Annotated in this window: 13 protein-coding genes and 2 rRNA genes; 8 read left to right on the top strand and 7 right to left on the bottom strand. The window is 46.8% G+C overall.

All coding sequences use genetic code 11. The features are described from left to right. The 5 genes from LX24_RS01755 to sfsA form a co-directional block, all read left to right on the top strand. A 23S ribosomal RNA gene (locus LX24_RS01755) occupies positions 1-113 on the top strand; the annotation flags it as partial. A 179-nt stretch (positions 114-292) separates the two neighbouring features. After that, positions 293-408, top strand: a 5S ribosomal RNA gene (gene rrf, locus LX24_RS01750). A gap of 211 nt (positions 409-619) precedes the next feature. Beyond that, positions 620-1,567, top strand: coding sequence for a DMT family transporter (locus LX24_RS01745; RefSeq protein WP_166510403.1), 948 nt, complete (start codon positions 620-622; stop codon positions 1,565-1,567). A gap of 80 nt (positions 1,568-1,647) precedes the next feature. Then, positions 1,648-2,382 carry an enoyl-CoA hydratase/isomerase family protein gene (locus LX24_RS01740; protein ID WP_166510402.1) on the top strand — a complete coding sequence of 245 codons (735 nt, stop codon included), beginning with the start codon at positions 1,648-1,650 and terminating at the stop codon, positions 2,380-2,382. Positions 2,383-2,427: 45 nt separating this feature from the next. Continuing rightward, entirely contained in the window at positions 2,428-3,129 is a 702-nt protein-coding gene (gene sfsA / locus LX24_RS01735) for a DNA/RNA nuclease SfsA (protein ID WP_243131566.1), read from the top strand. A gap of 225 nt (positions 3,130-3,354) precedes the next feature. On the opposite strand, the gene cysK is transcribed toward sfsA, so the two are convergent. Beyond that, entirely contained in the window at positions 3,355-4,263 is a 909-nt protein-coding gene (gene cysK, locus LX24_RS01730) for a cysteine synthase A (RefSeq protein WP_166510401.1), read from the bottom strand. Positions 4,264-4,476: 213 nt separating this feature from the next. On the opposite strand from cysK, the gene LX24_RS01725 reads away from it, so the two are divergent. Beyond that, positions 4,477-4,830, top strand: a complete 354-nt coding sequence (locus LX24_RS01725; protein ID WP_166510400.1) for a DUF2512 family protein — start codon at positions 4,477-4,479, stop codon at positions 4,828-4,830. A gap of 56 nt (positions 4,831-4,886) precedes the next feature. Here LX24_RS01725 and LX24_RS01720 read toward each other — a convergent pair whose 3' ends face one another. The 6 genes from LX24_RS01720 to LX24_RS01695 form a co-directional block, all read right to left on the bottom strand. Beyond that, positions 4,887-5,387: a MaoC family dehydratase gene (locus LX24_RS01720; RefSeq protein WP_166510399.1), complete on the bottom strand. Its 501-nt coding sequence runs from the start codon at positions 5,385-5,387 to the stop codon at positions 4,887-4,889. A gap of 143 nt (positions 5,388-5,530) precedes the next feature. Next, positions 5,531-5,722, bottom strand: coding sequence for an RsiV family protein (locus LX24_RS15280; protein WP_166510435.1), 192 nt, complete (start codon positions 5,720-5,722; stop codon positions 5,531-5,533). Further along, a complete protein-coding gene (locus LX24_RS01710; RefSeq protein ID WP_166510398.1) occupies positions 5,719-6,156 on the bottom strand; it encodes a DUF4163 domain-containing protein in 438 nt (145 codons plus the stop codon). Before LX24_RS01710 ends, LX24_RS15280 begins: the two co-directional genes overlap by 4 nt. 277 nt (positions 6,157-6,433) lie before the next feature. After that, the gene (locus tag LX24_RS01705; RefSeq protein ID WP_166510397.1) at positions 6,434-7,576 is read right to left on the bottom strand and encodes an acyl-CoA dehydrogenase; all 1,143 of its coding nucleotides are present in this window, start codon (positions 7,574-7,576) and stop codon (positions 6,434-6,436) included. 33 nt (positions 7,577-7,609) lie between these two features. Then, a complete protein-coding gene (locus LX24_RS01700; RefSeq protein ID WP_166510396.1) occupies positions 7,610-8,791 on the bottom strand; it encodes an acetyl-CoA C-acetyltransferase in 1,182 nt (393 codons plus the stop codon). Between the two features lie 415 nt (positions 8,792-9,206). Next, on the bottom strand, positions 9,207-9,419 hold the full coding sequence (locus LX24_RS01695) for a biotin/lipoyl-containing protein (RefSeq protein WP_166510395.1): 213 nt from the start codon (positions 9,417-9,419) through the stop codon (positions 9,207-9,209). 478 nt (positions 9,420-9,897) lie between these two features. Here LX24_RS01695 and tig point away from each other — a divergent pair, with 478 nt between their 5' ends. Next, positions 9,898-11,214 carry a trigger factor gene (tig, locus tag LX24_RS01690; RefSeq protein WP_166510394.1) on the top strand — a complete coding sequence of 439 codons (1,317 nt, stop codon included), beginning with the start codon at positions 9,898-9,900 and terminating at the stop codon, positions 11,212-11,214. Positions 11,215-11,287: 73 nt separating this feature from the next. Next, complete coding sequence (gene clpP, locus LX24_RS01685) at positions 11,288-11,881, top strand: ATP-dependent Clp endopeptidase proteolytic subunit ClpP (protein WP_166510393.1); 594 nt, start codon at positions 11,288-11,290, stop codon at positions 11,879-11,881. The last annotated feature ends 11 nt before the right edge of the window (positions 11,882-11,892 follow it).

Below are 11,892 nucleotides of genomic sequence, written 5' to 3'. Positions count from 1 at the left end.
CCATCCAGCCAGTGGAGTAAGACCCCTGGTAGACTACCAGGTAGATAGGCCGGGCGTGCAAGCACAGCAATGTGTTCAGCGGACCGGTACTAATAGGTCGAGGGCTTGACCAGCAAAAGGCGGAGGTTGGAAATTGGAGGTTAGAAGTTGGAAAGACTACTAGCGCCAAGGATAATCCAACTAAAGTGAAAAAGCCTGGGCTTTAAAAAAACAAATCGCTGTGCAGTTTTGAAGGGATAAGGAGTTTGGTTATCCAATTTCCAATCTCTAAACTCAAACGTCTAATAAGTTTTCCGGTGACCATACTGGAGAGGATACACCCGTTCCCATCCCGAACACGGAAAGTTAAGCTCTCTAAGGCCGATGGTACTTGGGCTTATGCCCCGGGAGAGTAGGTAGTTGCCGGAATTAATTTTTAATGAGCCCCCTTGGTATCTATGCCAGGGGGCTTTTCAAATGCGCAGATATATGTAAAAAAGTAATAAAACTATTAAAGAAGAAATGAGTAAAATTGTTACCAAGTATTATACGGAGAGGAAATTCCAAGCTTGTGTTGAATACTTTATCGTTACCAATTCTTTTTTTGTGATAGCTCTAATTTTGGGCGGAGTACTGGACAATGTTAAACAAATATTCATCTACGGCGGCCGCAATAACGGTAGCCATAATTTTTGGCTTTTCTTTTTTTTTCACCAAAAGCGCGCTTTTTTATTTAAACCCATTTCAACTGCTGGGGCTAAGGTTTGCCCTGGCAGCTGTTACCTTAACCTTTCTGGTGTTAATAAAGATAATCAAGCTTAACCTTCGTTTTTCCAATATACCTGCTTTGATTGGTATATCATTGTGGCAGCCGGTCATTTATTTTGTCTGTGAAACTTATGGAGTCAAGAATACTACAGCTTCCGAATCAGGCATAGTTATTGCGTTAGTGCCGGTGGCGGTGACATTCCTGTCATTTCTTATATTAAAGGAACGTGTTACATATAAACAGGCATTTTATATTGGTGCTGCCGTTTTAGGGGTCATTATGATGACGATAAGCGGCGAAGCGGGGGGACAAAATAATGCACCAGAACATAATTTAGGAATTGGTTTACTTTTTTGCGCAGTTATATCTGCCGGCTTTTATAATATATTTTCCAGGAAAGCTGCCGGCAGCCACACTCCAATAGAAATCACATTTGTTATGATGTGGTCGGGGGCACTGGTTTTTAACGTGCTGGGATTGTTTCAGAATTATATGTTTGACGGGTTAGTTGGCTATGCTGCTGCATTACAAAATCCCACCGCTATTTGGTCCTTATTATATCTGGGTATACTTTCATCAGTTGTTGCTTTTTTCTTATTAAATTATGCTTTATCCAAATTGCCCGCACCAAGGGTGTCAGTATTCATGAACTTAACGCCTATCGTATCAGTACTGGCCGGGGCCATATTCCTGAATGAATACTTTGGTTTATGGCAGGGATTGGGCGGAATAGTAGTGCTAATTGGCGTCTGGGGGACAAATAAATTCAGCACCAAGCCCGGTGGAGAACATGAAAATTCTTCTCTCCACGGGGAATAAAAAATTGACCGCCCAAATGGGCAGTGCGGGCTTCGAAATGGCGGTGAGTGAAAGATTTTATGCACAAGGAGAGATGATAAGTGAATTTGGAGTGTTTTCTTTATGAAGTTAAAGATTCTATTTTAATTTTAACTATGAATCGACCTGAAGTACGTAACGCCTGGAACCGGCAGATGCATGATGAATACCTGCGGGTTCTGGAGAAGGTAAACGATGACGATTCCATCCGAGTAGTGATTATCACCGGAACGCCACCCGCCTTTAGCTCGGGTACCGATCTAAAATCGTTCAGTGCAGGTGCGGACGGTTTTAAATCCTCGCTATCCAGCGGTGGTGTCGGCAGTCAAATTGCATTGATGCGCCGGTATAAAAAACCCATTATTGCGGCGATAAACGGGGCCGCGGTAGGTATGGGAGCAACCTTACCGCTGATGTGCGATATTAGAATTGCTTCCGAAAGCGCCAAAATTTGCTTCCGCTTTACCCATATTGGAGTTGTGCCTGAATTCGCAAGTCCCTACATGCTTCCTCGCATTATTGGCTTTGGGCGGGCTATGGATCTCTGCCTGACTGCCCGGACTATTGGCGCCCGGGAGGCTTTGGAAATGGGCTATGTTACCAGAGTTGTGCCCGATGCTCAACTGATGGATACCGCCATGGAAATTGCCCGGGACCTGGCTTCTAAGAAAGAACACGCCGTTAGGATGACGCGGGAAATGCTGTATCGCCACCTGGATACCAACTTTGATACTGCAGTGAGCCATGATGCGGTAGATTTCATGGAGGCTGTAAGGTTGACCTTTGGTGGTAAATAAGCAGGTTGTTTGATAACAGGGAAGAATTGACAAGGTTGTGAAACGGTGTTAAGCAAAATAGCGATGCCCGCAGGGATGGTGGCAGGTAAATTCATCAAACGTTTAAACCGGTTCGTGGCTCTGGTTAAGGTAAACGGGCGCGAAGCGCTGGCTCATGTACCCAGTTCCGGCCGGATGCAGGAACTTCTGGTGCCGGGTACACTGGTATACCTGGCACCCGCTGCGGCGCTGCAACGCCGTACAGAATTCAAGTTGTTATTGGTGGAATACGGTAATATTTTGGTATCCATAGACTCGCTTTTACCCAACCGGCTGTTGTACCAGGCTTTCAAAGATGAATTGATACCCGGATTTTCAGGCTATCAGACAATCCGGCGTGAATTCTCCTACCGAGAAGGGCGTATAGATTTTTTACTTTCCGGTTTCGAAAAACAATGCCTTGTGGAGGTAAAGTCCGTCACGCTGGTGGAAAGGGGTAAGGCCCTTTTTCCGGACGCCCCCACCGCCCGCGGCGCCAGGCACCTCACCGAATTGGCCTCAGCGACGAGTGAGGGTTACAGGGCGGCAGTTTTTTTCGTGGTACAAAGAGAAGATGGCGGGCATTTTTCACCCCATGACCGGCGTGATCCTGAATTTGGGGAGGCACTGCGCCTGGCGCGGAGCCGGGGTGTGGAAATATATGCGCTAAATTGCCGGGTGACGCCGCAGGCTGTAATCTTGCTGGGGCAAGTACCTGTGGAGTTGTAAAACTATGTTTGATTGGCTGTTCGTAACATCAATCCGATCAGATATTGTTATTACATTACCGGTAATTTATGGATAGATTTCAGGAGCCCGCATAAAAAGCAAAGGGGTTTGTTTTATACACCAGGATGACGTAAAAAACAGCCCCTTTGTTATGCGCCGCAGCAACATTTCGCCTGCGGTAATAAACTGTACGCCAGCAAAGGCAGGTAGGGTGTGAACCCTGTATTACGGCGAACACTTTGCGCAAATGGACCTGAACAGGGTTGTGCTCAAGTACCTGTCACCGCGGTCCGGCAGAATGGTAACGATAATGCCGGACCTCATGCTTTCGGCAATCCGCAATGCCCCTGCCACAGCCGCCCCGCTGGACATGCCCACAAAAATACCTTCCCTAGTGGCCAGCATCCTTGCGGTCTCGAATGCTTCATCGTCCTCCACGGTGATTTTTTCGTCCAAAAGTTCCGGGCGATATATTTCGGGGACTATTGCTTCCTCCATGTTCTTGAGCCCCTGTATGGCGTGGCCCCTTACGGGTTCGACACCTATTATCCTCACCGCAGGATTTTTCTCTTTGAGATATCTGCCGGTGCCAATCAAGGTTCCCGTTGTTCCCATTCCGGCAACGAACACATCCACCATCCCGTTTGTTTGGTCATATATTTCAGGACCGGTGGTCTCGTAGTGGGCCAGTATATTGTATTGATTACTGAACTGGTTGGGCATGTAATATTTATCGGGTTCGCTGTTAACAATTTCATGCGCCTTTCTGATGGCGCCATCGGTGCCTTCCTCCGCAGGAGTTACTATAACTTCTGCGCCGTAAGCTTGAAGAATGCGACTCCTTTCCATGCTGACACAGCCGGGCACAACCAGCATGACCTGGTATCCCCTTGCCGCGCCAATCATGGCCAGGGCTATCCCGGTGTTACCCGAGGTGGGTTCGATTATGATCTTATCCCTGGTAAGTGTGCCTGACTCTTCGGCCTTTTTAATCATGTAATGGGCGGGCCGGTCCTTGACGGATCCGCCCGGGTTACTGCCTTCAAGCTTACCAAAAATTTTTACCTTTGAGTTGGAATTAATGGATTTTAATTCCACCAGTGGTGTGTTTCCTATGGCGGATAATACGTCCATAATGTCGCCTCCAGTATTATGTTTGAACAAAGGTATTATTCGTTACCCTGGTGTTTACCTCCTGCCAGCTCTGGATATATTGAAGGAACGCTATATAAGGAACGCTATATTATGTTTAATTCACTTCCTGGTTGCGGGAAGTTTTTTTGTTTAAAACTAAAAAATGGGGGGAAAACTATATGATGGAATTCACATAACGGAGGTGAAAAAAAGATGAATAAAACTGTAACTGCACTCTTAGTTAAATTTATCATGACTTTGGTTATTGCCGGTATAGCCCTGGTATTTATTGATAATAACGCATGGACCTGGGCTCTCTGGGTGGCCATTATAGGTACGGCTGTGAATTACCTCGTGGGGGACCTGGTTGTGTTGCCCAAATACGGTAACATCGTTGCCTCAATCGGTGACGGTGTTATGGCCGCACTGGTGGCATACATTATTGACTTAATATCACCGGTGTTTCAAACAAGCTTTACCGCGCTGGCTTTATTGGCAGTGTTGGTGGCGGTGGGGGAATACTTTTTCCATCAATACTTGCTGCGTGAGGAAAAAGTCGAGCCCTAATGATACCCAACAATTGTACTAAAGGCAAGCCCTGTTTTGATATGCAGGGCTTGCTTTTATTTTGGGCTTCGCATGGGAGGTGCATGCCGTTTAGGATGATGGTTACCGCCCCGGGTGGTTCCAGGTTTCTCTTTTGTCATAACCGGCATGATTTTTCCCGATACTTCTGCTTCCAGGACGACTTCATTTTCCTGGTTGGTACAGGTTAAGTGCAGTGTTAATTTATTTCTCTGCTCATCCTTTTCGGTTACAGTTACTTTGGCGCAAACCGTTTCGCCAATATAAACCGGTGCCAGAAAACTAAAGGACATTTTAGCCGCCGGGTACGGTTCGGGTAATAAAGTGCCCCCGGCATGGGTGAGCATACTGCCCGTTAAAAGACCGGGCAGAACCCTTCCTTTGAAGCCACAAAGGCGTGCTATGCCGGGGTCCAGGTGGATGGGGTTGAAGTCTCCGGTTATGCCAATAAAGTTGGCCACGTCCCCTTCGGTAAAGGTGCGGTAAAAAGTAACGCTATCACCAACCTTCATGTCCTGCCAGGAAGGAAAAAAACGCATGGTTGAAAACCTCCTGTTCTGCGATTGTGTTATCACGATTATGGTGTTACATGTAAATATAATATGATATTACATGCTGGTTGGCAATATTGGCAATATTAAGGCAATTTAGCCTGTAGGACCAGCCTTCTATCGGAAATGAATTATTTATTATTGATCAACCGGCCTATGGGGCCGTTTTTATCAATTAGATTTTTTATTCTGGAATATGGAATGACAAACTCGGGAATACCTTCGGCGTGGATGGTATATTCCAGTTCCTGGAAATAAATTACCAGTGCAGTATCAGTCAGGTAATAATCTTCAAAATCTGTGATTCCATTGAAATCCTTTATGAGATGTAAATTTTTTCCCTGATTTGTTCTTCAATCATTTTGTCGATGGTCATGCGGTAATTACTGCCACGTTTGAACAACTCATATAACTGGTAGTCCTTACCTGTTAGCAGGTCAACATTAACGGATTTTTGAACATCCAAACCGTTAGCTGCCTGTTTTCTAATTGTATAAAACTGAAGGTTAATGCTTAACAGGTCTTTTTGGTTTAACATTACCTCATATTCACCGAAAATCTCAGCGTAAACAGCGCAGCCTTCCCGGGGGATTTGCCAATCAACCTTTTTCCTTATCAACTCATTGATGCTGTTTTGAACGTTTTTATCCTTTAGCCCGGAGACCTGCGGGTAAGTGATATCAGTGCACTGGTTGGTTATTTTTTGGCCGGTTATTTGAGCCTGAGTATTCATTATATTATTGATATTATTGGCCATACCTTCAACTCCCTTTGCAAACTTCCAACAGGTGGTGTGTTACAGTAAATTATGTTGCTGTTTGGCTTTGTGTGAACAAGTTAAGGTATACCAAAAAAACCTGTTCATGGCGAGTTTGCAATATTGTACGAAAAAGTAAGATTTAAACATAAAAATAGGAGCCGTAAGCTCCTATTTTTATGTTTAAATCATGCGTCTTATTTAATTATAACCACCAGTAAGTGATATGACCTTGTAAGCCGGCCATGAGAATCGATTTCGCATTTATACGGGCAATTTATTCATTGAGCAGCCGCTTGGCGATAACCAGGCGCTGAATTTGATTGGTGCCTTCGTAAATCTGGGTAATTTTGGCGTCGCGCATATAGCGCTCCACCGGATACTCTTTGCAGTAACCATAACCACCCAGTATTTGCACTGCGTTGGTGGTAACCTCCATGGCAGTGTCGGTGGCGTACATTTTGGCCATGGAAGCCTCTTTGCTGTAGGGCAGTCCCATGTCGCGCATGCGGGCGGCCCGGTAAACCAACAGGCGGGCGCAGTCGATACGGGTGGCCATGTCCGCCAGCATGAACTGGATGGCCTGGAAGCTGGCTATGGGTTTGCCGAACTGCACCCGCTCCTTGGCGTATTGTTTGGCTACGTCAAAGGCGGCCTGGGCGATACCAAGACCCTGGGCACCAATGCCGATGCGTCCGCCGTCCAGCAAAGCCATGGCTACCTTAAAGCCTTCACCTTCCTTGCCCAGCAAATTTTCTTTGGGTACCCGGGCATTGTCAAAGATTAACTCAGTGGTTATATCACCGTGCAATCCCATTTTTTCTTCGGTTTTGCCTATGGAAAAGCCGGGTGTGTCTTTATCAACAAGTAAACAGGTGATACCCTTGTGCCCCTTGCTTTTATCGGTGGTTACAAAGGTGACATAAACGCTGGCTTCGCCGCCGTTGGAGATGAAAACTTTACCGCCGTTGACGATGTAGTGATCTCCTTCCAACCTGGCGGTGGTGGAGAGATTGGCCGGGTCGGACCCCGCGTTGGGTTCGGTCAGGGCAAAGGCACCGATATACTGCCCCGAGGCCAGTTTGGGAATATATTTTTGCTTTTGCTCCTCGGTGCCGAAGTAAAGAATGGGGAAGGTGCCCACCGAGGTGTGCACAGCCAGTATTACGCCTGTGGAAGCACAGGCCCGGGATATTTCTTCAATAGTGATTATATAGGATAGGAAATCACAGCCCGCGCCGCCGTATTCTTCGGGTATGGGTACGCCCATCAGACCCAGTTCGGCCATTTTTTCAATGTTCTCCCTGGGGAAACGGTGGGTGCGGTCAATTTCCGCCGCCCGGGGTGCAATTTCATTTTGGGCCAGTTTTCTGACCATATCGCGCATCATTTGCTGTTCATCCGTAAGCATATATGGCATCCTAAAGTTCACTCCTCTCTTATAGCTGTGGTGTTATTCAACCTTCACCATTATCGCATCACCCTGGGCGGCACCGCTGCAGATGGCGGCAACACCTATGCCGCCGCCCCGGCGGCGCAGCTCGTAAACCAAAGTCATCAGAATACGGGCACCGCTGGCACCGATGGGATGGCCGAAGGCGATGGCCCCGCCGTTGACGTTGACCCGGTCGGGGTTCCAGCCGGCGATTTTACCGCTAACCAGAGCCACAGCGGCAAAGGCCTCGTTAACCTCCAGTAAATCCACCTGGTCTATGGTCATGCCCTTTTGCTTTAGTAATTTATTGATGGAAAGCCCGGGTACGGTGGCAATATATTTGGCATCCCGTGAAACCGAGGCGTGGCCGAGGATGGTGGCCATGGGCTTCTTACCCAGTTCCCGGGCTTTTTCGCCAGACATAATCACCAGCGCGCCGGCCCCGTCGTTTACACTGGGCGCGTTACCTGCTGTTACCGTGTTCTTGGGATCGAATACCGGCGGGAGTTTGCGTAGCGCCTCCAGGCTGGTGTCACGCCGGGGGCCTTCATCGGTATCCACCACTTTGGCGTCACCTTTCTTTTGGGGTATCTGAACGGGCACAATCTCATCTTTAAGACGACCGCTTTCCATGGCGGATATAGCCAACTGGTGGCTGCGCAGCGCCCACTCGTCCTGTTCTTCGCGGCTGACTCCGTATTCAATGGCCACTTCACCGCCGTGGATGGCCATATGGCGGTCATAAAAAGAGCACCATAAACCATCGTGAACCATCAAATCAATAAATTTAGTATCGAACATGCGCAAGCCCCAGCGAGCGTTGGGCACAAAATAGGGGGCATTGCTCATGCTTTCCATGCCGCCCGCAACAATAATATCGGCGTCACCGGCCCGGATCATCTGGTCACCCATGGTGACGGCCCGCAGCCCCGAGGCGCAAACTTTATTTATGGTTTCCGAGGGGATTTCCCAGGGTAAGCCTGCTTCCCGGGTGGCTTGTCTGGAGGGAATTTGCCCGCAGCCGCCCTGGAGTACCTGGCCGAATATTACGTTATCTACCTCTGCGCCGTCCACCCCTGCCCGCTTCACAGCTTCTGCGATGGTAATACCGCCCAGCTTGGTGGCCTTTAATGTTTTGAGTGCGCCGCCAAATTTGCCGAACGGGGTTCTGGCCGCGCTGACAATAACAGTTTGACGCATTTTTATACTCCCTTCTTCACTGGCTGGATAAATTTACCGGATAATGATTGTATACTTTTGGGTACAGTTAGTTATATAATTACAATCGCAAAAAATATGCCAGGTGTTATACTTGTGTACCGAGTTTTGGCGAGCAGCGGTGGAAATGCGGGCTTGTCGGGTATTTTACAGGGCAAATAGTGTACAGGTAAAATTTAACTTTGTATGCATTGTGGACAGTTGATTTGGTGTGTGTAAATGATGGTGGTAGTAAGCAAGTTTATATATCGCGTCTGCTTGTTGGAGCGTAGAGTAGGAAGCAAGGTAGGAAAAAGTAAAAAGGACACCGCTTCGTGGCGGTGTCCTGTATTAGCGGGATAATTCCAAAAAATGTGATTCGTAAAACGATCCCGGATAGGTGTGCTTACCGGTTTTATTACTCCAGGGTCATAATCACAGTGTCGGTGTTTACAACATCGCCAGCCGCTACCTTGATCTCCTGCACGGTGCCGTCGGAGGGAGCATAAATCTTAACCATCATTTTCATTGCTTCGATGGTGGCCACCGGGTCATTGGCCTTAACCTTATCGCCCACCTTAACATCAACGGAAACCAGTTTTCCTACCATTGGAGAAACTACATTAGCCATTTTACCAACCTCCTTGGAATAATATTGTATTTTATATGCGGCTAAATTTTAATTTTCATCAATAATATTTTAAACACTTATAAATATTTTAAACATTTATAATAAAAATAATATCTTTCGCCCGCAGTCCTTCCCTCATTCTCTAATATTTGGAATATCCTTCAATTCACTTGAAAGAATTATTGCATATTTCCAATGCAACGTCAACATGTTTACTTAATAATGCTAGGTGATATTTAAACAATAATTTAATGCATGTTACCTTGTTATTTTGCCGGAATCATGCTAGAATATAACCTTAAAAGATTGCCGGGTTATAAAACCGGCTATTTATTTGTAAATGTTATTATATTACCAACGCCACTGAAGGAAATTATTGCATGGCGGTAGAATACTATTTGTAATTGCGCTGGTTTTGGATAAAATAGTACTAGCCATGGAAAACATTACATACGACAACTTAAAAGGGGGAGCATTAATGAAAGCGACCGCGGAAAAGCTGGAGAACAATACAGTAGTACTTGACGTGGAAGTTGATGCAGAACAGTTGGCCAAAGCTCTTGATCAAGCATATCGCAAATTGGTCAAAGATGTACATGTACCCGGATTTCGCAAGGGAAAAACACCGCGGGTGGTATTTGAAAATTATGTCGGCAAAGCCGCCCTTTATAATGAGGCTGTGGAATATGTCATTCCTGAAGCTTATATGAAGGCTGTAGATGAAACTGGTATTGAACCGGTTTCCCAGCCCCAGCTTGAAATTGAACAAATGGAAGAAGGCAAGGCTGTAAAATTTAAAGCCACCGTGCGTGTTAAGCCCGAGGTTGAACTGGGGCAGTACAGCGGTCTTGAAGTAACCAAGCCCAAGGCGGACATTGATGAAAAGGATGTGGATAAAGAACTGGCCAAACTGCAGGAAAGACACGCTCAATTAATTAATGTAGAGGAGGGTGCTGTGGCCAGTGGCGATCTAGCGATTATTGACTTCACCGGGCGCAAGGACGGTGTTGAATTTGAAGGCGGTAAGGGAACAGATTATTCCCTGGAGATCGGCTCGGGCACTTTTGTACCGGGTTTCGAGGACCAGCTTATCGGAGCCGGCGTGGGAGAAACCAGGGATATCACCGTAACCTTCCCGGAGGATTACCCGAATGAAGACCTCAAGGGTCAGGAAGCCGTATTTACAGTAACTGTAAAGGGTATCAAGCGGAAAGAATTAGCTGCTTTGGATGATGAATTTGCCAAGGATGTCAGTGAATTTGATACCCTGGAGGAATTAAGGAACGACCTGTTGAATAAGTTAAAAGAAGCCGCTGAAAAGCAAGCCGAGCAGCAGATTAAGGGTGAAGCGGTACAAAAGGCCGTGGGGAACGCGACGGTGGATATCCCCGAAGAAATGGTGGACACCCGGGTTGAGGAAATGTTGGATAACATGGAAAGACGTCTTTTATCCCAGGGCTTGAACATGGAGAATTACCTAAAATATACCAATTCAAGCATTGACGATTTGAAAAAAAGTTTCCGTGATGATGCCAGAAGGGGTGTAAAGACAACCCTGGTGCTGGAGGCCATTGCTAAAAAAGAAGCCATTGAAGTAAGCGATGAAGATTTGGAAAAGGAAATTGCCAGGATGGCAGAAAATTACCAGCAGGATCCCGGTGTTTTGCGCAAAATACTAGAAGGACGGAATCAGATTGAATTTATCCGGGAAGGTTTGCAGCAGCAGAAAACCATTGATTTTATCGCCGAGCGGGCCAAACTGGTTGAGGACACAAACCAAGAGGCCCAAGAATAAGTTATTAGCGTAAGGGATATTTCTATTGATATGTTCGCAACGAATTCCGACTAATAATTAGGAGGAGATCCGAGTGTCTTACCTTGTTCCCATTGTGGTTGAGCAGACCAACCGGGGTGAGAGATCCTATGATATTTATTCCAGGCTTTTAAAGGATCGGATTGTCTTTATCGGCGGTCCCATTGATGATACTGTTTCTAACCTGGTTATCGCCCAGCTATTGTTTTTGGAAGCAGAAGATCCTGAAAAAGATATTAATGTTTATATTAATTCGCCCGGCGGGGTGGTAACGGCGGGCATGGCTATATACGACACCATGCAGTATGTCAAGCCCGATGTATCCACCATTTGCCTCGGCCAGGCAGCCAGTATGGGTTCATTTTTACTGGCCGCCGGTGCACCCGGCAAGCGTTATGCACTCCCCTACGCCAGAATAATGATTCACCAACCGCTGGGCGGCGTGCAGGGTCAGGCAACGGATATTGATATCCATGCCAGAGAGATATTGCGCATGAAGGATACCTTGAATGAACTGCTGGCCAAACATACCGGCCAGCCCAAGGATAGGGTGGCCCGGGATACGGAACGTGACTTCTTTATGTCGGCTGAAGAGGCAAAAGAGTACGGCCTCATAGATAAGGTATTTGTGAGGGCCAAGCAAAGCTAAAAGAGGTGGAA

Source organism: Desulfallas thermosapovorans DSM 6562, assembly GCF_008124625.1.
Lineage (GTDB): Bacteria > Bacillota > Desulfotomaculia > Desulfotomaculales > Desulfallaceae > Sporotomaculum > Sporotomaculum thermosapovorans.
This window is presented reverse-complemented; position numbering and strand designations above follow the sequence as displayed.